This is a genomic window from Azonexus caeni, from assembly GCF_048146105.1.
In the GTDB taxonomy this organism is placed as follows: domain Bacteria; phylum Pseudomonadota; class Gammaproteobacteria; order Burkholderiales; family Rhodocyclaceae; genus Azonexus; species Azonexus aromaticus_B.
In genome coordinates, this window is the sequence record NZ_JBKJAD010000007.1 from 1 (window position 1) to 22,996 (window position 22,996).

Sequence of the window (22,996 nt, forward strand, 5' to 3'; positions counted from 1 at the left end):
GCCAATCTGGTGCTGGCACGTCGTTGGCTACTCGAGGCCAACACCCAAGGTGCGTCCTGAAAACGGAAAATGAACAAAATGCCACGAGAATCCCCGTACCGGACCACAAAAATCAGCCCACTTCCCGGTCAAATCACCTTCACCTGCTTCATTCTCCAGGGCTCGGTGAATTGTTCAGCGTTTCCTTAAACACATGTGGCGAATCTATCTCACTGCGGCTAGCTGATGAGACCATTTTCGTTACGCCACGAAAATGGTCTCGTGTGTCCCTGATCCTTTGAGCGGGCAGAGCCTTCGAACTGTCCTGTCGCTATTGAGGGGATTGGGTGTCTAGGCGGTACGGTTAATCTGTCGATCACCAAGATGCACGGAAAGAAAAGACGCGAATTGAATGGGATAGGCTTGCGAAGTCATTGCCACTATCCGACCTCGATGCTGCCGCAGCGAAGCTCAGGAAATGCTCTATGGGATCGGCAGGAGTATCGGCAAAGTGGGTGGCTTTCTTTCTTTTAACTTATTGATAGTTAATGGATGTTTTCTTGTTTCGAATCGGCAAAATTGGCTGCGGATTCCCAATTCTTCTGTCCTCTCATGCAGGTGGCGTAGCGCTTCTCTGACGGCTGGCATTTCTTTCGTTGAAGAACTTTCCTGAGACAGGTTGGCGTTTTTTTCAGGGAAGGATGACTAAGCCAGGGTTGTTGTGCTGTTGCAACACCTGTTGCATCCATGCCGAAACATCACCTTGACCCCTACCCCATCCCCCCGCGATACTTCCCCCACGTTTTGCCAACCGCATTTTTTGAAAGGAGTACGACATGCCTGCACTAGATCACGAGGTTTTCCAGCGCTGAGCCGCAGGCGAGTCGTCGCCCGGAACGCGCTGATCAGCGAATCCGGGCCGGGATATCAACCCTGGCCGTCTGCCGGGGTTTTTTTATGCCTTTTTGGCGGTTGACCGCAGGGTTTTCCCCGGCGGGCCGGATTCCATAGCAAAGCAATATTCTGGAATCCATCATGGGCATTCAATTAGAACTGAACAAGGGGCGCGTCCCGGTCAAGGTGTGGACGCGCGATATCGAAGCTTCGGCCATGCAGCAGTTGCTGAACGTGGCCAATCTGCCGATCGTGCATGGCCATGTCGCGGCGATGCCGGACGTGCATGCGGGCATCGGCGCCACCGTCGGCAGCGTCATTCCGACGCGGCAGGCGATCATTCCGGCGGCGGTCGGCGTGGACATCGGTTGCGGCATGAACGCGGTGCGCACGACGCTGCGTGCCAAGGATTTGCCGGACAACCTGCGCAGCTTGCGTCTGGGCATCGAAGGCAGCGTGCCTTGCGGCTTCGAGCAGCACGCGGCGAGCCGGATGCGCGGCAGCGCCTTGCAGCGGGTCGGGCGGGTGCTCGACCAGCGGCTGGACGCGATTGTCGGCAAGCATCCGGGGCTGATGAAGATGCAGCGCCGTTTCAGCGAAACCTGGCTGTGCCAGCTTGGCACGCTGGGCGGCGGCAATCACTTCATCGAGCTCTGCCTGGACGAGGCCGGCGCGGTGTGGGTGATGCTGCATTCCGGCTCGCGCGGCATCGGCAACGTCATCGGCCGCTATTTCATCGCCGCCGCGCAGAAGGACATGCAGCGTCACCGCATCCATCTGCCGGACCGCGACCTCGCCTATTTCAGCGAGGGCTCGGACCTGTTCGACGATTACGTCGAGGCGGTGGAGTGGGCGCAGGATTACGCGCTGCTCAACCGGCAGCAGATGCTGGCGGCGGTGGTCGAGGTGTTGAAGAAGCAGCTGCCGCCTTTCCGGCTGGAGAGCGAGGCGATCAACTGCCACCACAACTACGTGGCGCGCGAGCGGCATTTTGGCGAGAACCTGTTCATCACCCGCAAGGGCGCCATTTCGGCGCAGGCGGGCGAACTGGGCATCATCCCCGGCAGCATGGGGGCGCGCTCGTACATCGTGCGCGGGCTGGGCAATGCGCAGTCGTTCTGCTCGTGCGCGCACGGGGCGGGGCGGCGGATGAGCCGCAGCGCGGCCAAGCGGCGCTTTTCCCGTTTCGATCTGGAAGACCAGACGGCGGGCATCGAGTGCCGCAAGGACAGCGGGGTCGTCGATGAAATCCCGGCGGCATACAAGGACATCGATCAGGTGATGGACAACCAGCGCGATCTGGTGGAAGTGGTCCATACCCTGAAGCAGGTTCTGTGCGTGAAGGGGTGAGCGATGGCGAAGAAACTTGAACCGCTGATCCTGCCGCAAAGCCGGCCGCGCAACCCGCTGCTGGTGCCCGGCCTGACCCGCCGCGCCGGCCCGCACGGCAACACCCGCAAGGCCGCCCGCCAGCAGGCGCGGCAGCGCACTCGAGAGATGCTCGATGCGTTGCTCGCCGGCGATGTGGCGGAGTTTGAAATCGATTGAAGGACAAGGCCGCGGCCCTTCCGGTCGCGGCGCATTTTTTACCAAGGAGAAAACCATGACTGACTTTGCCCAGCCCCCGCTACGCACCTCTTTCCCGAATGCACCTCCCGGAGTCATCCATGCAAAAAGCACTCGCCGACGAGATCGTCGCCTGCCTGCAGGGCGAACGCACCGTCTATTCCTATTACCGTGACCGCTACGGCATCGGCCTGTTGCGGCACCACTGCCGCCAGCAGCCGGGGCGCCGCGCGCCGGTCGCCGCCTTGCGCCGTTCCGCCTACGCCGGCCTGCTCGAAAAACCGCGCCTGAAGCCGCTGCTTGCCACCTGCGGCGGCAGCCTCGACGAAGCCTGGCTCAACGCTGCCGATTACGATGCGGCGCAGATGCCCTTCATCCTCAACCTTGCGCTCTGGGGCGACGAGCCGCGCAGCAAGTGGCGCTGGCAGCAAACCTCGCGGCCGGGCGTCAATCTGGTGCTGCAACTCAATTTCAGTGGCGAACACGAGCGCCTTTTCGCGCCGCTCGGCGACGTCAAGCACCTGTTTACCTACTACGGCCACCCGGTTGCCCGCCAGCGCCACACGCTGGCCTGGTCGCGCATCGACATCGACTGGGCGAGCGGCACGGCGCTGATCGAGGAAATCCAGAACGACTGGCTGCGCTACGCGGACGATCTGGAGGATTGGTTATTGCGACAACAGCGGGCCGGTGCCAGCGACAAGGACGTCGTCAAGTACGGCTACCGCAAGCTGCCGTTACCGCTCGGCCAGTCGCTCGCCTACTGCCGCCACTTGCGCGAACGCTACCGGCCGATCTGGGCCGAAGCCATGCTGTGGGCGGCGATTGACTTCCTGCGCGAGGAAATCGGGGTCGCACACATCTACTACCACAGCGAAGCCAGCGGCCGCCTGCTCAAGCGCATCGGCCACACGGCGCCGCCGCGCTCGCTGTACACCGAACTGCCGCGCCGCTTCTGCTTCCAGCCAACCGCCGACTGGCCGGATTTCCTGCTCGCCGACAAGGCGAACGCAGGGCTGCGGCGGCAGAATCCGGCGGTGGGGATGTTTCGGTTGGCGGCGTAGGGAGGGAGAGGTTCCGCGCTGGTTCTCTTGTGTGACGCCAGAAAGTTCTACATGGATTCGATCAGCGCTGTGTAGAACTTGCCGGAAGCGTTTCCGGGCGTGCGCCTATTCGGTGCTGACGGCGGCGATCAGTGCATCAAGCACCGCAAGCTTGCCGCGCGCCTGTTCGAGCTTCTCGTGCGGAAAGTACTTTTCGTGATAGCTGGCCTCGGTCGGGTCGCCGGGGGCATGCTTTTGCAGTTCCTTCTTGCTGGCTTCGGTAGTGTCCGGCGCTGGCTTGCCGAGGATCGCCAACAGGGTTGCTTCAATCGCGGGCACGGAAACGATGGTGTCGACTTTTTCTTTTCGTAGCCAATGCGCTTCCGCTGCCGTGAGCGGTATGTCGGCATCCAGCACGGCAATGCGTTGGCTGAAATCTTCCGTCTTGGCGACCGACTTCAGCTTGTCGATGATGCCCTGCGGGCCATGCCCGTGGGCATTCCTGATCCTGACGGACAGTCGCATCCCCCGGCGGTAGTAGAGCTTTTTGAGGTGAGTGGTGAAGGCTTCTTCCGTTTCGCCCTCGACCACGATCAGCACGGTCCGGTTGGTTTTGCGCAGCGGACGTTTTGCCATGCGCCTGTCTCACAGCATGGGCACGGCGCCGTAAGTGCCGGCCATGTACTTGGCGTAGAAATTGTCATCGGCGCGCACGCCTTCCATGTCCGACAGGCGCCAGGCTTCGCTGCGGCAGTGTTCGGTCTTCTCGACCAGCATGATCTGGCCTTTCCTGAGCAGGTTGAGGATTTCCAGCGAGTGGCAGGTGAAGATGATCTGGGCGTTGTGCGGATTGCTCTTCGGGCTGATGAACAGGTTCAGGATCGGCTCCAGCATCAGCGGGTGGAGGTCGGATTCCAGTTCGTCAAAGATCACCACACCGCCTTCCGCCAGAATGGGCAGCAGGCCGGCAAGCAAAACGAAGGCCGCCTGGGTACCGCTGGATTCGGCAAACATGGGTAATTTCATTTCGCGTTCGCCGTCGCGGTGGATGCCAAAAGGCACCAGGACCTCTTCTTCCTTGCCGTCCTGCATGCTGCGCAAGGTCTCGATCTGGACGTCCTGCAAGCCGAAATCCCACTGGTTGAGCAGCGTCGTCATCTTCTGGCGATGTTGTTCGCTATCGAAGAAGAATTGGGTAGCGTTCATGACATCGTGCATGCCGCGAAAGGCCTTGCGACCGGCCGGGCCGACGTTGCTCCGGCGCTTGCCCAGGGCGTTGACAATGCTCCGGGCGGTTTCCACGCCGAACTGCTCCGCCGTGGAAATCAGCGAGGCGAGCGGCTTGACCTTCTCGGCCTGTTTCTGCGGCAGGCCAAAACTGCGTTGCTGGATTTTCTCCGTGCCGCTGGCTTCGTCCCATTCGCGTGTGAACAGCGTGCTGAACAGGCGGCTGGTCTTGAGTTGCAGGGATTCGGAAAGCACGCGTTCGCTGCTGACTGCGAGCGTGTAGCGGTACAGCTTGTGTTCGGCTTCAAACTCCAGTTCAAAGTGGCTGGCGCGATCCGCGCCGAGCAGATGGGGTTCGACGGCCAGGGCGCCGCCGCCCTCCTTGAAAAAGGACTGGGTGATGAACCAGCAGACGAAATCCAGCGCCTTGATCACGTTGGTCTTGCCCGCGCCGTTGGCACCGACGACCGCCAGCAGCTTGCTCAGTTGGCGGTCGGTGGCGGTCGAGGCAAAGCTGCTCTCGGTGCCGCTGGCGCGTGCGTCCAGGACGAAAGAGATTTCGCTTTCGTCGGCGAAGGAGAAGAAGTTGGAGAAGCGCAGGGCGTGGATCAATTTGTTGCTCGGCTGTTTTCAACAATATATTGTTGATTGTGCCTTGGTGTGAGGAATTTTGCACGCTGCTCGCATGGGCACGGTTGATCATTTTCGTGGCGCCACGAAAATGGTCGCTTACAGGGCTATCCGCGCGCCAGCGTCAGCCGCGCCTCCCCGCCGCCATCCGGATGGTTGGCAAAGCTGGCCTCACCACCATGCAGCCGCGCCACCTCGCGCACCAGCGCCAGCCCCAGCCCGGTGCTTTTCTTGCCGGTGGCCGGGCGGGGCAGGGAGTAGAAGCGGTTGAAGAGTTGCGCCAGGGCGTAGTCGGGGGCGCCGGCGCCGTGGTCGCGGATGCGGATTTCGGCGGCTTCGACGGTCGACCGCAGAATTAGCGAAATTTCACCGCCGTCGGGCGAGAATTCGATGGCGTTGTCGAGCAGGTTGAGGACGGCCTGGCGGAGCAGGAAGGCGTCGCCGTTGAGGGTGAAGCCCGGTTCGGCGTCGATCACGCAATGCAGATGGCGGGAGGCGAGGGCCAACTGGCGGTCGGCGACGGCGGTTTTCAGGAGTTCGGCGAGGTCGACCGTGGCCTTGGCGCCGGGCGCTTGCAGTTGTTCGACGCGGGCGAGTTGCAGCATGCGGTCGATGATGTCGCGCAGGCGCCCGGCCTGTTCGCCGATGCTGGCGGCGAAGCGGCGGCGGTCTTCCGGCGGCAGTTCGTCCTCGAGGATTTCGGCGGCGCCGATCACCGCGGTCAGCGGGCTTTTCATCTCGTGCGCCAGGTTCTGCACGTAGCGTTCGACGTACTGCTTGCCTTCGAGTTTTTCGCGCATCGTCGCCAGCGCCTGCGCCAGTTCGGAGAGTTGCCGGCCGCCGCCGCTCGGCGGCTCGGCCTTCTGTCCTTCGCTGACGGCGCGGGCGTAGTCGCGCAGGCGGTGGATCGACCAACTGAGCCAGGCGGTGAACACCAAGCCGATCACTGCCGTCGCCAGCAGCAGCGTCAGCCCGGAGGCGCGCACGCGGTCGGTGGCGCGGTCGACGAAGGGGGCGATCGAGGTCATCGGCTTGGCCAGCGAGATGACGCCGATCAACTGGCCGTCGCGGCGCACCGGCGCGGCGACGTGCATGACCGAGGTGGTCGGGTCGTCCGGGTTGTAGCGGCTCTGGCGGGCGCCGTATTCGCCGCGCAGGACGCGGGCGATGTCCTTCCACTGCGAGAAATCCTCGCCCTGTGCCTGGCCGGCCGAGTCGTAAACGACGACGCCACGCGCGTCGGTGAGGTAGATACGCAGGTCGACGCTGTCCTTCCTGATGCCGTAGATTTCGGCGCCCGGGTGGCGTTGCAGCGCGGCGGCGACGGCCGTGGCGAAGGCGCCATCGTTGATCTGCCCGGCGGCGAGTTCGCCGGCCGCCAGTTCGGCGAGCAGGTTGGCGCTGTCGACCAGGCTTTCCTCGGTGGCCTGGCGGATGCTCGGCTCGCTTTCCTTGACGAAGGTGTACAGCACGAACCAGGCGGCCAGCCCGACTACCAGGAAATAGCCGAAGAACAGGCGGACCGAGATGTTCACGGTTCAGGCGGCCAGGCTGTAGCCGAGGCCGCGATGGGTGAGGATGACCTCGTCGTCGCGCACCGCGCGCAGCTTGCCGCGCAGCGTCTTGATGTGGGTGTCGACGGTGCGCTCCAGGCTTTCGCCGTCGTCCTGCCAGACTGCCGCCATGATCTGCGGGCGGCTCAGAATGCGTCCCGGGCGTTCGAGCAGGAGCGCCAGCAGCAGGTATTCGTAACGGGTCAGCGCCAGCCAGTGGCCGTGGTAGGCGATGCGCAGGCCATCGCGGTCGACGGCGAATCTTTCCGGCTTGGGCGCCGGGGCGCCGGAGTCGCCGTTCTGGCGCGGCTCCGGATGCAGGCGGCGCAGGATGGCGCGCACCCGCGAGGCGACCTCGCGCGGGCTGAACGGTTTGGTGACGTAGTCGTCGCCGCCGAGTTCGAGGCCGACGATGCGGTCGACCTCGTCGGAACGGGCGGTGAGAAAGAGCACCGGCAGGTCGGACTCGCGGCGCAGCGCGCGGCAGACGTCAAAGCCGGTGATGTCGGGCAGGCCGACGTCGAGCACGACGAAATCGACGCCGCCCTGTTGCAGCCGCGCCAGCGCTTCGCCGCCCAGCGTGCAGCATTCGGTGGCAAAGCCCTCGGCGCGCAGCGCGTAGCTCAGCGTATCGGCGATGGCCGGTTCGTCGTCGACGATCAGGATCTTCATGATGGCGGCAATGATAAGACATCGCGCGCGCCGTCAACTTGCCGTGTTGGCGATTTGCGCGATTGGCGGTGAGCTTGTGCGCAACATTAAGCTATTGGTATGGTGAGCGTATCCTTCGCCGTTCTCGGTTCTGGTGCGCCGGGCAAGCCCCCAGCATAGGCCGGACTAGGCAGAAGCGGATGGCAGGGGGATAATTGGCCATTCGGTATGGGGGTGATATGGCAGTTGAATTGTTTAATGACGGCAAGCACATCGTCCACGCGTTCTACGATCTGGTAGACGATTCGCCGGGCGGCGCGGTTCAGTGCAACCAGTTCCTGATCGTCGACAACGGTCACGGCGCGCTGATCGATCCCGGCGGCAACATGACCTACTCCGGGCTCCTGATGGACATGCAGAAGTATTTCTCGTCCAAGGATCTGGATTACATCCTGGCATCCCACCCGGACCCGGACATCATCGCTTCGGTCAACAAGTGGTTCGTCGCCTCGCACTGCAAGGTGATGATTTCCTCGTTGTGGACGCGTTTCGTACCGCACTTCACGACCGGCAAGGACGTTTCCCACCGCATCGTCGGCATTCCCGATCAGGGATCAGTGATCCGCCTTGGCCAGAGCAATGTTCTGGCGCTACCGGCGCATTTCATGCATGCCGAAGGCAATTTCCAGTTCTACGACCCGGTGGCCAAGATCCTGTTTACCGGCGACCTCGGTGCCTCACTGGTGCCGCAGGCGTTGGCGGCCAGTGCGGTGACCGATTTCCATAGCCATGTCGGCTACATGGAAGGCTTCCACAAGCGCTACATCGTTTCGCGCAAGGTCTGCCGCTTCTGGGCCAACATGGTTCGCCAGCTCGAGATCGAGCAGATCGTGCCGCAGCACGGCTCGCGTTTCGTTGGCCGGCGCGCCGTCGAGGATTTCATCAGCTGGGTCGAAAGCCTGGAGTGCGGGGTGGACCTGATGACCCAGGGCAACTACCAGATTCCCCGCTGATTCCTTCTCAGCGCTGGCCGCCCCGCAGCCGGATGGCCTCGATGTAGGCCTGCGCGTCCATCGCCGTTCCCTGGCGCTGGGCGCGCCAGATGGTTTCTCCCAGACATTCCAGCAACACGTGTTCGGCCTCGTGCGCGTCCATCCGCGCAAGCAGGCTGTCGAATGCCGCCCTGATCCCCGGCGGCTGGTCGATGCTCAACTGCTCATGAATCGCCAGGTGCAGCGAGAGGTGGAGGAAGGGGTTCATTTGCCCGCCGTCCGGCGTCCAGTCCTGGTTGAGTGCCATTTCGGGGCTGGCGAGGAGGGCGTGGTACTCGGGGTGCCGGGCGGCAATGTCGGCGGCGGCGATTTCGGCGCCGACCACCGGCAGGCGTTCAAGGTGTTTTTTCCAGGCGGCGCAGAAGAACTGGCGCACCTGATCACGGCTGGGATTGAACATTGGGTTTCTCGTAAAGCAGGGTCAGGACGGCATTGCTGAACAGACGGTTGGCGTCGGCCAGCGGAAAGATTTGCCCGGTACCGTAGGCGCCGAGCAGGGGAACGTCGGGGAAAATCCCGGTAAAGGCCAGGCGGTCGAGGTCGTCGTTGCCGTAAAAAAGGGGGCCGCGGCCGAGACAGGAGAACATCAGTGCGAATGCCGGGCTGCTGCCGGCGGCGCGCACCTCGTGCAACTGCTCGTGGATTTCCTGGCTGGCGGCGGTCGGCTGGCGCATCGCCCAGCGCACGGTTTCACCGATGGCGAACGGCGCGGCCATGGTCAGCGAGCCGTCCGCGTTGAGCGCCAGGATGCCGGTGGCCGGCGCAGCGTCGGCGGCCAATAGATACAAGTGGTGGAGCAGGGTTTGGTCGCGCCATTCTTCAGGGAGGCTCTGGCGCAAGCTGTCGATTGCCGGCTGCCCGTTCAGTTTGCGCAGTTCATGGCCGTGGGCGGCGGTGACGGTCATCGTTTCGCCAAGCCGGCGCAAGCCGGGGGAGAGCAGCGCCGTGGCAGACAGCGCGGGCAGGGCCACGGTGCACCGGGCGTCGGCGCAGGGGCGGGCATTGATCCAGACCTCGCCCTGGCTGTCGATGATGCCGGCACGCCGTTCGCCATGCTGCCAGTCGAGCGCCAGCCGTCCCTGATTGCTCAGCGAGAGCAAGGGAGAGCCGGCCTTGTCCGGCGGCTTCGGCAAACCGGAAAAAACCAGCGCCGCCGCGCCCGGTTGGTCGATTTGCCAGCCCTCCTCGGTGAGCAGGCCGCTTGCCGTACAACCGCTGATCTGCAGGCAGGCCGCGGCGCTGGCGGCGCAGCGCAGGGTTTCGGGCAAGAGGCGGGTGAAATCGCGCGTCAGCAGCAGCAAGACGAATTCGGCGCGGCGCAGGCTTGCCCGCTCGAGGGCGCGCGCGACCGCCTCGCCGGCCAGCTCGGGCGTTGCGACAAACCCTTTCGCCTGGCCGCTGGCGACGATCACGCGGTCTTGTCCCTGAATTCGCAGAGATCGTAGACGCAGCACGCCGCGCAAGCCGGTTGGCGTGCCTTGCAGACGTAGCGGCCGTGCAGGATCAGCCAGTGATGCGCATCCTTGAGAAATTCGCGCGGGGTGACGCGGAGCAGCTTGTTTTCCACTTCGACGACGGTCTTGCCGGGGGCCAGGCCGGTGCGGTTGCCGAGACGGAAGATGTGCGTGTCGACGGCGATCGTCGGTTGACCGAAAGCCGTGTTGAGAACGACGTTGGCGGTCTTGCGGCCGACACCGGGCAGTGCTTCGAGCGCGGCGCGGTCGGCGGGAACCTCGCCGGCGTGTCGTTCGAGCAGGATGCGGCAGGTGGCAATGACGTTTTTCGCCTTGGTCCGGTAGAGGCCGATCGTCTTGATGTAATCGCGCAGGCCATCTTCGCCGAGGGCGAGCATCGAGGCGGCGTCGGGGGCGACCGGGAAGAGGCGGGCGGTCGCCTTGTTGACGCCGACATCGGTCGCCTGGGCGGAGAGGATGACGGCGATCAGGAGCTGGAAAGGGGTCGCGTAAGCCAACTCGGTAGTTGGCGCCGGATTGTTTTCGCGCAGGCGCTGATAGAACTGTTCGACGACGGATTTTTTCACGGTCAGGCGGGGGCGGGGATTGTCAGTCGTTAGGGAATGCGCGATATTGGCGGGCGATGCATTTTAACTGATGAAGAATAGAGCAAACGACGCAGATGCGCTTACGGTCGAGGAGGAGGCAGACTCGGGAGATTCCGCTGTCGCCATGCCGGATGAATTTCGCGAGGCGTTGCGGGTTGCTGATGTGCGGGCGGTGGGTGTGAACGGGGAAACCCACCATTTCGCGGGGCCGGCATGAAAAAACTGCTGGCTTCCCTGCTGCTGCTGGTCGTGGTGGTCGGTGCGGCCTGGTACTCGATGACCGGGCGCGACGATGACAACCTGCTGGACGAAGATTTCACGCTGCCCAACGATGGCGCGACGCTGGCCCTGCGTCCCCTGCCTTTGCCCAAACAGCAGCCGCCGCTGCGCGTTTCGCTCGGCGAGCGCCTGTTCTTCGATACCCGCCTCTCCGCCGACAAGACGATAGCCTGCGCCACCTGCCATCGCTTCGATCTCGGGGGCGCCGACGGCCAGCAGGTTTCGATCGGCATCGGTGGCGCCCGTGGTCCGATCAATGCGCCGACCGTCTTCAACAGTGGCTATGCCTTCGCCCAGTTCTGGGACGGGCGGGCGGCCACCCTTGAGGAGCAGGCGGCCGGGCCGGTGCACAATCCCCTTGAAATGGGATCGTCGTGGCCGGTCGTTCTCGAACGTCTGAATGCCGATGCGGCGATCCGGCGGGATTTTTCGCTGGCCTATGCGGACGGTCTGACGGCGGCCAATGTCGCCAACGCGATCGCCACCTTCGAACGCACCCTGATCACCCCGGACGCGCCCTTCGATCGCTATCTGGCGGGAGATAGGCAGGCCATCGGCAAACTCGCCATCGACGGTTATCAGCGTTTCCGCGACTATGGCTGCATCAGTTGTCACCAGGGGGTGCTGCTGGGCGGCAACATGTATCAGAAATTCGGCGTCCTCGGCGACTACTTCGCCGATCGCAAGCTGACCACGGCCGATCTCGGGCGCTACAACGTCACCGGTCGCGAGGAGGACAAGCATGTCTTCAAGGTACCGAGTCTGCGCAACGTTGCCCTGACTGCGCCCTATTTCCATGACGGTTCGACCTATTCCCTGGCCGCCGCGGTCGCCATCATGGGGCGCTACCAACTGGGGCGCGAGTTGTCGCAGGAAGACGTGGCGGCGATCGTCGCCTTTCTCGAAAGCCTGACCGGCAAGCAGCCCGTCAAGGGGCTGACCCAATGAGCCTGACTCTGGCCGAACTGCGGGCGCACCGGGGATGGAAGGTGATGCTGGTCGTCACCCTGACCACCTTGCTGACCTGGCTGTTTTTCAAGGCCGACGAAGTCTCGTCGCAGGCGCACGATAACTACACCCGCATGCTGCGCCAGTTTCAGCGCTACGACGAACAACTGGCTTCCAAGGTCGTCGCCAGCCATGCCGGGCTGGTCCAGAACTACGACGGGATGGCCTTCTATCTGGCCCGCCTGCGGGAAACCGGCCAGTCGCTGCGATCCTTCCCCGCCTGGCTGAACGGGACGCAAAGCGAATCGATCGCCCGGACGTTACAAGAATTGATCGCCGCCGAAGAGGCCAGGGCGCTCGATATCGACCGCTTTCAGCGGGCCAACGCCGTCCTGCGTAATTCCAAGCTGTATTTGCCGCAGGCGGCAAATGCCCTGCTTGTCAGCGAATCGTGGCCAACCGCGGGGGCTTTTGGCGATTTCATCCGCCACCTGGTCGGCATCAGCATGACGCGCAACCCGGATGACAGCGAATTGCGCCAGTTGCGCCGGGAACTGCAGGCGCTGCGCAATGCCGGGGGGCCGCCAGCGCTGGCCGGTATTCTGGTGCATGCCGAAGTTCTGCTTGAACAGAGTCCGGTGGTGGCAACCCTGGTCGACCGGATCACCAGGGCGCCGACCGCCGAACTCCATGACAAGCTGTTGCGCAGTTACCTGGAGGCTTACCGGTCGGCGGTCGCCTCCGCTTCCTATCACCGCACGCTGCTCTACGCGATCGCCATGATGCTGCTCGGCTACGCGCTGTACGCGGTGTTCCGCATCGAGCGTGACCGGCGCGCCTTGCGCCTCGCCCACGCCGACCTGGCCACGCGCTACGAGGCGCAGCGGCGGGCCGAAGGCGAGTTGCGCTTGTATGGCACGGTGTTTACCCACGCCACCGAAGGCATGGTGATCACCGACGCCAGCTCCCGCATCGTCGCCGTCAATCCGGCCTTCTGCGCGATTACCGGTTACGCGCCCGAGGAAGTCATCGGCAAGACGCCGGCCTTGCTCAATTCCGGGCGCCAGGGCGAGGATTTCTACCGCAACATGTGGCAGTCGCTGATCCAGATCGGCCAATGGCAGGGCGAGATCTGGAACCGGCGCAAGGACGGCGGCATCTATCCGGAGTGGCTGTCGATCGCGGCAGTGCCCGACGAACCCGGCGAATCCGGCCATTTCATCGGCGTCTTCACCGATATTTCGGAACGCAAGCAGAGCGAGGCGCGCATCCATCACCTGGCGCACCACGACGCGCTCACCGGCCTGCCCAACCGGCTGCTGCTGGAGGACCGGATCGAACAGGGGATGCTCAAGTCCAAGCGCATGCACCGGCAGATGGGGATCATCTTCATCGACCTTGATCGCTTCAAGAACATCAACGATACCCTCGGCCACGCGGTCGGCGACGAGCTGCTGATCCAGGCGGCGCAGCGTGGACTGAACGCATTGCGCGAGACCGATACGCTGTGCCGGCAGGGCGGCGACGAATTCGTCGTCGTCCTGCCCGAGCTGGAGGGCGGTCAGGACGCGGCGCACATCTGCAGCAAGCTGCTCAGCGCCTTCTGTCAGCCCTACCTGTTGGCCGGGCACGAACTGACGGTAAGCGGCAGCGCCGGCATCGCCCTCTATCCCGAGGACGGCGAGTCCGCTTCCGAACTGCTGCGCAAGGCGGACGCGGCGATGTACCGGGCCAAGGAGGAAGGGCGCAATACCTTCTGCTTCTTCTCGCCGGAAATCAGTACCGCGACGCTCGGCGACCTGCTGCTGGAAAACGACCTGTTCGGCGCCCTCGACCGCCAGGAACTGCTGATGTACTACCAGCCCAAGGTCGATGCCGGCAGCGGCGAGGTGGTCGGCGCCGAAGCACTGATCCGCTGGCAACATCACGAACGCGGCCTGGTTTCGCCGGAACAGTTCATCCGCCTGGCCGAGGAAAACGGGCTGATCAACGCGATCGGCGAATGGGCGATCCGCAACGTCTGCGCCCAGCAGCGTGCCTGGCTCGACGCCGGCCTGCTGGTGGTGCCGGTGGCAGTCAATATTTCGGCGCTGCAGTTCGCGCAGCAGGATCTGCCCAACATGCTGGCACACGTCCTCGCCGATTACGGCCTGCCGCCGCAACTGATCGAGCTTGAACTGACCGAATCCCTGCTCATGCGCAATTCGGCGCGCGCCGCGCTGGTCCTCGACCGCTTGCGCAAGATGCACGTGCAGGTGGCGCTCGACGATTTCGGCACCGGCTATTCTTCGCTCAGCTACCTGCGCCAGTTCCCGCTGCATGCGCTGAAGATCGACCGCAGCTTCGTCAGCCAGATCGACGAGAACGGCGAGCCGGTCCGCCTCGCTTCAGCGATCATCGCCATGGCGCACGAACTCGACCTGGTGGTGATCGCCGAAGGTGTCGAGAACGAGGTGCAGGCGAATTACCTGGCGGCGCACGGCTGCGACCATTTCCAGGGTTATTTCTACGGCCGTCCGCAGGCCGTCGAGGATTTCGGCAAGCTACTGGCCGGCCGCCGGCTTGGCAGCGTTGCCTGATCCGGCGCGGCGTCCGCTTGCCAGCGAGCCGTCCAGGCGGCGGGCGCGCAGCTGGCCGCAACCGCCATCGACTTCCTGCCCGGCCGACTGGCGGACCGTGGTGCGGATGCCACGGGCGTGCAGGTAATGCGCCAGTTCGGTGATGCGTTCGCTCGAAGGGCGCTGGAAATCGAGAGCGGCCGTCGTGTTGTACGGGATCAGGTTGATCAGCGCGTACTTGCCGCGCAGCAGGCGGACGACGCCGTCCATTTCGGCGAGGCTGTCGTTGATTCCGGCGAGCAGCGTCCATTGGTACTGGATCGGATAACCGGTCAGGCGGGCGTAGTCCTCGGCCAGCGCCACCAGCAGTTCCGGCGTCATCTGCGGCGCGCGCGGCAGCAGGCGGGCGCGCAGGGCGGCGTCGGTGCTGTGCAGCGACAGCGCCAGCGCCGGGCGCACCTTCTGTTGCGGCAGGCGCTCGAAGACGCGCGGATCGCCGACCGTCGAAAAGACCAGGTTCTTGTGCCCGAAGCCGCCGGCGGTGCCGAGCAGGTCGACGGTTTCGAGCACATTGTCGAGGTTGTGCGCCGGCTCGCCCATGCCCATGAAGACGACCCGGCGCAAGCTCTGGCGACGGCGGGCAAGGACCACCTGGGCCAGCATCTCGGCGCTGCTCACCTGGCGCAGCAGGCCGCTGCGACCGGTCATGCAGAAGGTGCAGCCGACGGCGCAGCCGATCTGCGTCGAGATGCAGACGCCGTCGCGCGGCAGCAGCACGCTCTCGACGCTCTGGCCGTCGGCCAGCTCGACGAGCAGGCGGCTGCCGTCGCTGGCCGGATGTTCGGAAACGACGCGGGCGAGCCCGGCGAGTTCTTCCTCAAGTTCGGGCAGCGCCTGGCGCAGCGCCAGCGGCAGGTAATTTTCCGCCGCCTGGCGGCGGCTGCCGGCGTCCAGGGACGAGCCCTGCAGCCAGGCGCGCAGCAGGCGTGCCTCGTGGGCCGGTTTGGCGCCAAGGGCGCGCAGCCGGGCGCGGAAATCGTCCAGGTGCACTGCGCTGGCTGTCAGGCGCCGGCTTCGGCGGTCGCTTCGCCGGCGACCGGCGGCTTGCGCCGGGCGCGTTCGGCGGCGCGGGCATCCATCCAGTTCTTCCAGGCGATCAGGCAGCCGAGCAGGATGAAGGCGCCCGGCGGCAGCAGGGCGAGCAGGAAGCCGGGATAACTCTCGGGCAGGATGCGGATCGGACTCAGCGCCGGGAAGACCATGTCGATGCCGCCGAACAGCATGCCGTTACCGAGCAGCTCGCGCAGGCCGCCGAGCAGGGCGAGCACCCAGAGCAGGCCGAAACCCATGAAGATGCCGTCGATCGTCGAGTCGAGCGGCGGGTTCTTGGCGGCGAAGGCCTCGACCCGGGCGAGCACGATGCAGTTGGTGACGATCAGCGGAATGAAGATGCCCAGCACCACGTAGAGTTCGTGCAACTGCGCGTTGAACAGCAGGTCGACGACGGTGACCAGCGCGGCGACGATGAGGATGAAGACCGGGATGCGGATCTCATGCGGAATCAGGTTGCGCAGCGCGGCGATTGCCAGATTCGACATGGCCATCACCAGGATCGTCGCCAACGCCAGCATCACCCCATTGACGATGTTGGTACTGACCGCCAGCAGCGGGCAGAGGCCGAGTAGCTGGGCGAGTGCGGTGTTCTGTTTCCACAGGCCGTTGTAAGCGATTTTCGAGAACTGGTCGCGGGTCATGGTTGCTTCCCCTCCGAAAACAGCCGGTCGCGTTCGCCGTCCACCCAGCGCACGGCGCGCTGCACCGCCTTGGCGACGGCGCGCGGGCTGACCGTGGCGCCGGCATGGTAATCGAGACGGCCGCCGTCCTTGCGCACGCGCCAGGCCTTGTCGCCAGCGCTGGCGAGCGAAAGACCGACGAACTGGTCGATCCAGGGCGCCGTCTTGTTCTTGTCCTTGCGCGGGTCGATGTAATCGCCCAGACCCGGCGTTTCCTTGTGCTGGGTGACGCGCACCCCGGCCACCTTGCCGTCGGCGCGAACCGCGATCAGCAGGCGGATACGGCCGGCGTAGCCGTCCGGTGCCGCAGCTTCGAAAATCAGCGCGGCGGGCTGACCCGCCTTGCGCGCCCGGTACAGCGTGCTGGCTTCCTTCAGCCCGAGTTCCGGGGTCGGTGGCAAGAGCAGGCTGTCATCGAGCAGATTGTTGTCGTAATCGGCGGCCGGCAGTACCTCGTTGAGCAGCTTCATCTTCTCGGCCAGCGCCGAGGCTTCGATCGACGGCTTGGTCCACTGGTAGGCGGCGGAGAGCAGGCCGGTAAACACGATGACGAAGAGAAAGAGGATGGCGGCGGTGCGCAGCGCCATGCCGGAGGCGGTGAATTCGCGCGGCGTGCTGGTCATGGCCGTCCCTCCTTCATGCCGAAGATGCGCGGCTGGGTCAGGCGGTCGATCAGCGGTGCCGAGAGGTTCATCAGCAGTACCGCGAAGGCGACGCCGTCGGGGTAGCCGCCGAAGACGCGGACGATGTAGGCGAGCAGCCCGGCGCCGAAGCCGAAGATCAGCTTGCCACGCGGCGTCGTGCAACCGGAGACCGGGTCGGTGATGATGAAGAAGGCGCCGAGCATCGCACCGCCAGACAGCAGGTGGAACAGCGGGCTGGCGAAGCTGTCCGGCCGATACAGCCAGAGGCCGCCCGAGATCAGCACCATGGCGGCGAGGAAGGCGAGCGGCGCGTGCCAGGTGATGAGCTTGCGTTGCCACAGCCAGAGGCCGCCGAGCAGGTAGGCGCCGGTCACCCATTCCCAGCCGCGGCCGGCGAAGTTGCCGTAGATGTCCTGGTTTTCCAGCAGGTGGGCGACGTTGACCTGGCCTTCGCCGAGTTTCAGTGCCGTCTTCATCGCGTCGAGCGGGGTTGCGCCGGACAGGGCGTCGACGTGCGGCGCGAGGCCGAAGATGATGTTGAGCTGGTCAAGCAGCGGCAGCTTGAGGCCGATGCTCGGCCACTGCGACATCAGTGCCGGGAAGGCGACGATGCAGATGGCGAAGGCGACCATCGCCGGATTGAACGGGTTTTGCCCGAGACCGCCGTAAAGGTGCTTGGCGACGACGATGGCGAACAGTGTGCCGGTGGCGACCAGCCACCACGGCGCCAGCGGCGGGAAGGTGAGGGCGATCAGCCAGGCGGTGACGACCGCCGAACCGTCGGACAGGAAGAGCGCCAGCGGCTTGTCGCGCAGACGGAGGATGGCGGCTTCGGCGAGCAAGGCGGTGAACGAGGCGATCGCCAGCTGGACCAGGATCGCCGGGCCGACCAGCCAGGCATAGACGGCAATGCCGGGGATCAGGGCAAGGCAGACCTGGGTCATCACCTGGCTGACGCTGGCGTCCTTGAGCAGGAAAGGGGCGGGGGCGAACATCATTCGGTCCTGGAATCGGTGCTGGCGGCAGGCGCTTCGGAGACGCCGGCAGCGGCGCGGCGGGCTTCGATGGCGGCCATTTCATGCGCCTGTTGCGGGGTCAGTTCGTCGGTATTCTTCGCCTGCACGGCTTCCCGCTGGGCTTTGGCGCGCGCCATCGCGGCGGCGATGGCGGCCTTCTTGGCCGCCGCGGCGGGGTCGTCGCCGGCCGCTGCCGGCGCTTCGGCGGCGACCGTGCCGCCAGCCGCCGCCGCGGCTTCCGCCGCCTTCTTGGCGGCCTGGGCGGCAGCCGCCTTGGCCAGCTTCTCCGCCTTGTCGGCCTTTTCGCGCTCCTCGCGGAACTGCTTGAATTCGAAGCGCTGCTTGGCTTCCTCTGAGGCCTTCTTCTCCCGCTCGCGGGCCCAGATTTCGCTCTTCGCGAAGCGGAAATACTGGACCAGCGGAATCCGCGACGGACAGACGAAGGAACAGCAGCCGCATTCGATGCAGTCGAAGATGTGGTATTGCTGGGTCTTGCCGAAATCCTTGGCGCGCGAGTGCCAGTACAGTTCGAACGGCTGCAGTTCGTGCGGGCAGGCGCGGGCGCAGGCGCCGCAGCGGATGCACGGCATTTCCGGCGCCTTCGGCGGGAACAGGCGCGCCGAATGGGCGATCAGGCAGTTGCTGGTCTTGACGATCGGTGCCGTTTCGTCGGGCACCAGAAAGCCCATCATCGGGCCGCCCATGATGATGCCGTCGGTGTCCGGGTTGGGGCTGGCCAGGCGCAGCAGTTCGTCCATCGGCGTGCCGATCAGCGCTTCGACGTTGTGCGCCTGGCGGACATTGCCGGTCAGTGTGACGACGCGCGAGATCAGCGGTTCGCCGTGGCCGATGGCGCGCCAGGCGGCGTAGGCAGTACCGACGTTGAAAACCTGGACGCCCATGTCGGCGGTCGAGCGCATGGCGCCGGGGACTTCCTTGCCGGTCAGCACGCGGATCAACTGCTTGGCGCCACCGGCCGGATAGAGCGCCGGCACCGGAACGACGGTGAAGGGTTCGGCGAGCGCCGTCACCGCCGCGCGCAGGGCGGCGATCGCTTCCGGCTTGTTGTCCTCGACGCCGATGATCACCTGTTGCGGCTTGAGCATGTCGCGGAAGATCGCGGTGCCACGGACGATTTCCTCGGCACGCTCGCGCATCAGGCGGTCGTCGCAGGTGATGTAGGGTTCGCATTCGGCGGCGTTGATGATCAGTTCCGCCATCGCCACCTTCGGGTTGGCGGTCAGCTTGCCGTGCGTCGGGAAACCGGCGCCGCCGAGGCCGACGATGCCGTAACGCTGCAGGTAGCTGCAGATGTCGGCCGGCGTCATCGCCGCGTAGTCGGCCGGGCCGTGCGCGATCCATTCGTCGCGTCCATCCGGTTCGATGACCACGCACTGCGAACCCAGCCCGGAAGGATGCGGGCGCGTGTGCATGGCGATTTCGACGACCGTTCCCGAGGTCGGCGCATGGACGGCGGCGGACAGCCAGCCGTCGGCCTCGCCGATCAACTGGCCCTTGAGCACGCGATCGCCGACCGCGACCACCGGTCGCGGCGTGCCGCCGATGCTCTGATGCAGCGGCACGATCAGCCGCGACGGCAACGGCGCGGTGACGATGGGCGCCTGGTTGGAGAGGTCCTTGTGGCTGGCCGGCTTGACGCCGCCATGGAACTTGAACAACTGGCTCAGCATCAGGCGGCCTCCTTCTCGGGCGAGGCGGCGGGGCTGGCAGGATGGATGCTTACCATCGGGTATTTCCATTTCCAGTTATCCAGCGTTTCCGGCACCACTTCCATGTGGATGCATTCGACCGGGCAGGGCGGCAGGCAGAGTTCGCAGCCGGTGCACTGCTGGGTGAGGATGGTGTGCAGTTGCTTGGCGGCGCCGACGATGGCGTCGACCGGGCAGGCCTGGATGCACAGCGTGCAGCCGATGCAGGTGTTCTCGTCGATGCGGGCAATCTGCTTGGGTTTTTCTTCGGCTTCCAGCGCCTTGACCTCGCGGCCGAGCAGGTCGGCCAGGCGCTGCACGCCTTCCATGCCGCCCGGCGGGCACAGGTTGATGTCGGCCTCGCCCTTGGCGATCGCTTCGGCGTAGGGCTTGCAGCCGGGGTAGCCGCACTGACCGCATTGCGTCTGCGGCAGGATGGCGTCGATCTTTTCGACCAGCGGGTCGCCCTCGACCTTGAACTTGATCGACGAGAAACCGAGCGCGGCGCCGAGCACGAGCGCGCCCAGGGCCATGATCGCAATGGCGAGCAGGATGTCCATTATTGATACTTGTCCAGACCGGCGAAGCCCATGAAGGCCAGCGCCATCAGGCCGGCGGTGACGAGAGCGATGGCGGTGCCGCGGAAGTGGGTCGGCACGTCGGCGCCTTCGATGCGTTCGCGGATGCCGGCGAAGAGGATCAGGACGCCGGAAAAGCCGACCGCGCTACCGGCGCCGTAGAGCAGCGATTCGACGAAGTCGTAGCCGTTGGCGACGTTGAGTAGCGGCACGCCGAGCACAGCGCAGTTGGTCGTGATCAGCGGCAGGTAGATGCCCAAGGTCTGCTGCAGCGTCGGCGAGGTCTTGGCGATGACCATTTCGGTGAGCTGGACGATGGCGGCGATGGTGACGATGAAGGACAGGGTGCGCAGATATTCCAGCCCGAAAGGCATGAGCAGGAAGTGGTCGATGATGTAGCTGGAACCGGTCGCCAGGGTCAGCACGAAGGTGGTCGCGGCGCCCATCCCGTAAGCCGTCTCCAGTTTCTTGGAAACGCCCATGAAGGGGCACAGGCCAAGGATCTTGACGAGCACGACGTTGTTGACCAGCACCGCGCCGACGAGAAGGAAAATGTAGTGGCTCATGAAAGGGGGAGGGAGCGAAGGCGGCTATTATCGGAGTTTGCCGCAGCGCGAACAACCGCGCGCCGGGCAGGGAAATTTATGCGGTGATGGGTTTTTTCTCGGCCAGTGCGCGGGCGACGGCTTGGCCCATTTCGGCCACCAGTTCCGGTCCACGATAGATGAAGCCGCTGTACACCTGGACCAGGCTAGCTCCGGCACGGATCTTCGCGGCGGCATCCTCCCCCTTGAGAATGCCACCGACGCCGATGATCGGCACTTCGCCGGCCAGCGCCGTCGCGAGCTTGTGTTGTACGTCGGTCGATTTGCGGAATACCGGCGCCCCGGACAGGCCGCCGCCTTCGTTGCCGTTCGGCAGATGATCGACGCCCTCGCGGGAGAGCGTGGTATTGGTCGCGATGACGCCGTCGAAACGGTGCCGGCGCAGCGCGTCGGCGATCGTCGCGATCTGCGCGTCGTCGAGGTCGGGCGCGATCTTCAGCGCCATCGGCACATAGCGGCCGTGTTGCTGAGCGAGCGCCTGCTGGCGTGCTTTCAGTTGCGACAGCAGATCGTCGAGTGCCTCGTCCTTCTGCAGTTCGCGCAGGTTGCGGGTGTTCGGCGACGAGATGTTGACGGCAACATAGCTGGCGTCGCCATAGACCTTGTCGAGGCAGATCAGGTAATCGTCGGCCGCCTTCTCGATCGGCGTCGTCGCGTTCTTGCCGATATTGATGCCGAGGATGCCGCCGTTCTTCGGGAAGCGGGCGGCCCGCACGTTGGCGAGCAGCGCGTCGACGCCGGCATTGTTGAAACCCATCCGGTTGACGATGGCCTGCGCTTGCGGAATGCGGAACAGGCGTGGCTTCGGGTTGCCGTCCTGGGGGCGCGGGGTGATCGTGCCGATCTCGATGAAGCCGAAACCGAGCCCGGCCAGCGCGTCGATATGGGCGCCGTTCTTGTCCAGCCCGGCGGCGAGGCCGACCGGATTCGGGAAGCGCAGGCCCATCACCTCGACCGGGCAGGCCGGCGCCGGTTTCGCCAGCAGGCCGAGCATGCCCGCCGACTCCAGGAAGGACATGCCGGCGAGGCCGATGCCGTGCGCCGTTTCGGCGTCGAGCGCGAAAAAGAACTTGCGGATGAGCGGATAGAGCATGGTGGCCGGCATTTTAACGCATCTGGCGTAAATCGCAGCCGTTCGCCTCTATCTTTCGTGATATGGCTCAGCCCATCCCCAGGCGCAGCACATGCAGTACCGCCATGCCGACGATGAAGGGCAACCAGGGGTTGCGCCAGCGCAGCGCGGTCGCCGCCGCGGCCAGACCGGCGGCGAGCTTGGCGTTGAACGGCGCGAGCTGGCCGCCGACGACCAGCAGGTCGGGGGCGACGATCGCCGCCAGCGCCGCCGCCGGCGCGTAGCGCAGGGCGCGCTGGACGGTGCCGGGCAGGCTGACGCGGTTGCCGAGGACGATGAAGCTCGCCCGCGGCAAGGTCGTCGCCAGGCCGATGACGATGAAGATCAGCCACAGGTCGGCATCGTTCATCGGCGCTGCCTCCGGTGTTCCAGGTTTTCCGCCAGGAAGCCGGCGGCGATGCCGAGGACGATGCCGACGACGGCACCCAGCTTCAGCGGCATGCCGCGCAAGAGCGTCGCCGCGCCGCCGCCGACGAGTGCCGCGACCAGCATCGGCCGGACGCGCGACATCGGCACCAGCAGCACGATCAGGGCGATGGTCGCCATGAATTCCAGCGACCAGCTCTTCGGCACCACCGCCGCGGCATGGACGCCGAGCAGGGTGAATGCCTGCCACAGCAGCCACGACCACAGCGACGGCGCCAGGTAGTAGCCGAGCCGCCAGCGCGCGTCGTCGGCCTTCTGCAGGCCGTCGGCGCAGGCGGCGAAGACGCCGTCGGTGAGCAGGTGACCGGACAGCCAGCGGGCGCCGGGGCCGACGCCGCGGAAGGCGGGGGCGAGGGCGGCGCTGAAGATGACGAAACGCAGGTTGAGGGCCAGCGCGGTGAAGAAGATCAGCCAGAGCGGCGCGCCGGCGACGATCAGCGGCAGCGTACCGAGCTGGGCGGTGCCGGCGAAGACGATCAGGTTCATGCCCATCGCCTCGACCGGCGAGAAGCCGGCGCTGCGCATCGCCATGCCCATGACCAGCGCCCACGGCACGAGGCCGACCGAGAACGGCAGGAAAACGGCGAAGCCGGCGCGGGCGCCGGTGAGGAAGGGGGAAGTCGCGGTTCCAGACATGGGTCCGAAGATACA

Annotated in this window: 23 protein-coding genes; 6 read left to right on the top strand and 17 right to left on the bottom strand. The window is 65.1% G+C overall.

The features are described from left to right. Positions 1-1,014 precede the first annotated feature (1,014 nt). The 3 genes from ACLIIZ_RS09195 to ACLIIZ_RS09205 all read left to right on the top strand — a co-directional run bounded on the left by ACLIIZ_RS09195 (position 1,015) and on the right by ACLIIZ_RS09205 (position 3,503). Complete coding sequence (locus ACLIIZ_RS09195; RefSeq protein WP_416691800.1) at positions 1,015-2,223, top strand: RtcB family protein; 1,209 nt, start codon at positions 1,015-1,017, stop codon at positions 2,221-2,223. Positions 2,224-2,226: 3 nt separating this feature from the next. Then, positions 2,227-2,421: a hypothetical protein gene (locus tag ACLIIZ_RS09200; RefSeq protein ID WP_374328137.1), complete on the top strand. Its 195-nt coding sequence runs from the start codon at positions 2,227-2,229 to the stop codon at positions 2,419-2,421. Between the two features lie 119 nt (positions 2,422-2,540). Beyond that, complete coding sequence (locus ACLIIZ_RS09205; RefSeq protein ID WP_416691802.1) at positions 2,541-3,503, top strand: hypothetical protein; 963 nt, start codon at positions 2,541-2,543, stop codon at positions 3,501-3,503. Positions 3,504-3,608: 105 nt separating this feature from the next. On the opposite strand, the gene ACLIIZ_RS09210 is transcribed toward ACLIIZ_RS09205, so the two are convergent. The 4 genes from ACLIIZ_RS09210 to creB all read right to left on the bottom strand — a co-directional run bounded on the left by ACLIIZ_RS09210 (position 3,609) and on the right by creB (position 7,564). Next, positions 3,609-4,118: an RloB domain-containing protein gene (locus ACLIIZ_RS09210; RefSeq protein ID WP_416691803.1), complete on the bottom strand. Its 510-nt coding sequence runs from the start codon at positions 4,116-4,118 to the stop codon at positions 3,609-3,611. 9 nt (positions 4,119-4,127) lie between these two features. After that, positions 4,128-5,321, bottom strand: coding sequence for an AAA family ATPase (locus ACLIIZ_RS09215; protein WP_416691805.1), 1,194 nt, complete (start codon positions 5,319-5,321; stop codon positions 4,128-4,130). A 125-nt stretch (positions 5,322-5,446) separates the two neighbouring features. Then, positions 5,447-6,874 (bottom strand): two-component system sensor histidine kinase CreC, encoded by a 1,428-nt coding sequence (creC, locus tag ACLIIZ_RS09220; protein ID WP_416691806.1) that lies wholly within the window; start codon positions 6,872-6,874, stop codon positions 5,447-5,449. Between the two features lie 3 nt (positions 6,875-6,877). Next, positions 6,878-7,564, bottom strand: a complete 687-nt coding sequence (gene creB / locus ACLIIZ_RS09225) for a two-component system response regulator CreB (protein WP_416691807.1) — start codon at positions 7,562-7,564, stop codon at positions 6,878-6,880. Between the two features lie 218 nt (positions 7,565-7,782). On the opposite strand from creB, the gene ACLIIZ_RS09230 reads away from it, so the two are divergent. After that, positions 7,783-8,556: an oxygen-binding di-iron domain-containing protein gene (locus ACLIIZ_RS09230; protein WP_416691808.1), complete on the top strand. Its 774-nt coding sequence runs from the start codon at positions 7,783-7,785 to the stop codon at positions 8,554-8,556. Between the two features lie 7 nt (positions 8,557-8,563). Here the strand turns inward: ACLIIZ_RS09230 and ACLIIZ_RS09235 are convergent, their stop codons facing one another. The 3 genes from ACLIIZ_RS09235 to nth are packed head-to-tail and all read right to left on the bottom strand — an operon-like array spanning position 8,564 to position 10,636. Further along, a complete protein-coding gene (locus ACLIIZ_RS09235) occupies positions 8,564-8,995 on the bottom strand; it encodes a DUF1841 family protein (protein ID WP_416691809.1) in 432 nt (143 codons plus the stop codon). Continuing rightward, positions 8,976-10,007: an FIST C-terminal domain-containing protein gene (locus tag ACLIIZ_RS09240; protein ID WP_416691810.1), complete on the bottom strand. Its 1,032-nt coding sequence runs from the start codon at positions 10,005-10,007 to the stop codon at positions 8,976-8,978. Before ACLIIZ_RS09240 ends, ACLIIZ_RS09235 begins: the two co-directional genes overlap by 20 nt. Then, entirely contained in the window at positions 10,004-10,636 is a 633-nt protein-coding gene (gene nth, locus ACLIIZ_RS09245) for an endonuclease III (protein WP_416691811.1), read from the bottom strand. Before nth ends, ACLIIZ_RS09240 begins: the two co-directional genes overlap by 4 nt. 234 nt (positions 10,637-10,870) lie before the next feature. Here nth and ACLIIZ_RS09250 point away from each other — a divergent pair, with 234 nt between their 5' ends. Together ACLIIZ_RS09250 and ACLIIZ_RS09255 are read left to right on the top strand one after the other, a co-directional pair. Further along, positions 10,871-11,884, top strand: coding sequence for a cytochrome-c peroxidase (locus ACLIIZ_RS09250; RefSeq protein ID WP_416691812.1), 1,014 nt, complete (start codon positions 10,871-10,873; stop codon positions 11,882-11,884). Next, a complete protein-coding gene (locus ACLIIZ_RS09255; RefSeq protein WP_416691813.1) occupies positions 11,881-14,463 on the top strand; it encodes an EAL domain-containing protein in 2,583 nt (860 codons plus the stop codon). The genes ACLIIZ_RS09250 and ACLIIZ_RS09255 overlap by 4 nt, the downstream gene beginning before the upstream one ends. On the opposite strand, the gene ACLIIZ_RS09260 is transcribed toward ACLIIZ_RS09255, so the two are convergent. The 10 genes from ACLIIZ_RS09260 to ACLIIZ_RS09305 form a co-directional block, all read right to left on the bottom strand. Continuing rightward, positions 14,428-15,492 carry an RNA methyltransferase gene (locus ACLIIZ_RS09260; RefSeq protein WP_416691814.1) on the bottom strand — a complete coding sequence of 355 codons (1,065 nt, stop codon included), beginning with the start codon at positions 15,490-15,492 and terminating at the stop codon, positions 14,428-14,430. The two genes, ACLIIZ_RS09255 and ACLIIZ_RS09260, sit on opposite strands and share 36 nt — an antisense overlap. An 11-nt stretch (positions 15,493-15,503) precedes the next feature. Continuing rightward, entirely contained in the window at positions 15,504-16,196 is a 693-nt protein-coding gene (rsxE, locus tag ACLIIZ_RS09265; protein WP_416691815.1) for an electron transport complex subunit RsxE, read from the bottom strand. Continuing rightward, positions 16,193-16,858 carry an electron transport complex subunit RsxG gene (gene rsxG, locus ACLIIZ_RS09270; RefSeq protein ID WP_416691816.1) on the bottom strand — a complete coding sequence of 222 codons (666 nt, stop codon included), beginning with the start codon at positions 16,856-16,858 and terminating at the stop codon, positions 16,193-16,195. The genes rsxE and rsxG overlap by 4 nt, the downstream gene beginning before the upstream one ends. After that, the gene (locus ACLIIZ_RS09275; protein ID WP_416691817.1) at positions 16,855-17,877 is read right to left on the bottom strand and encodes an RnfABCDGE type electron transport complex subunit D; all 1,023 of its coding nucleotides are present in this window, start codon (positions 17,875-17,877) and stop codon (positions 16,855-16,857) included. Before ACLIIZ_RS09275 ends, rsxG begins: the two co-directional genes overlap by 4 nt. Next, positions 17,874-19,586: an electron transport complex subunit RsxC gene (gene rsxC / locus ACLIIZ_RS09280; RefSeq protein WP_416691818.1), complete on the bottom strand. Its 1,713-nt coding sequence runs from the start codon at positions 19,584-19,586 to the stop codon at positions 17,874-17,876. Before rsxC ends, ACLIIZ_RS09275 begins: the two co-directional genes overlap by 4 nt. Continuing rightward, a complete protein-coding gene (gene rsxB / locus ACLIIZ_RS09285) occupies positions 19,586-20,164 on the bottom strand; it encodes an electron transport complex subunit RsxB (RefSeq protein WP_416691819.1) in 579 nt (192 codons plus the stop codon). Before rsxB ends, rsxC begins: the two co-directional genes overlap by 1 nt. Next, positions 20,164-20,748 (bottom strand): electron transport complex subunit RsxA, encoded by a 585-nt coding sequence (rsxA, locus tag ACLIIZ_RS09290; RefSeq protein ID WP_416691820.1) that lies wholly within the window; start codon positions 20,746-20,748, stop codon positions 20,164-20,166. The genes rsxB and rsxA overlap by 1 nt, the downstream gene beginning before the upstream one ends. A 76-nt stretch (positions 20,749-20,824) precedes the next feature. Continuing rightward, positions 20,825-21,880: a quinone-dependent dihydroorotate dehydrogenase gene (locus ACLIIZ_RS09295; protein ID WP_416691943.1), complete on the bottom strand. Its 1,056-nt coding sequence runs from the start codon at positions 21,878-21,880 to the stop codon at positions 20,825-20,827. 67 nt (positions 21,881-21,947) lie between these two features. Then, positions 21,948-22,268: an AzlD domain-containing protein gene (locus tag ACLIIZ_RS09300; protein WP_416691821.1), complete on the bottom strand. Its 321-nt coding sequence runs from the start codon at positions 22,266-22,268 to the stop codon at positions 21,948-21,950. Continuing rightward, a complete protein-coding gene (locus tag ACLIIZ_RS09305) occupies positions 22,265-22,981 on the bottom strand; it encodes an AzlC family ABC transporter permease (RefSeq protein ID WP_416691822.1) in 717 nt (238 codons plus the stop codon). Before ACLIIZ_RS09305 ends, ACLIIZ_RS09300 begins: the two co-directional genes overlap by 4 nt. Positions 22,982-22,996: the final 15 nt, after the last annotated feature.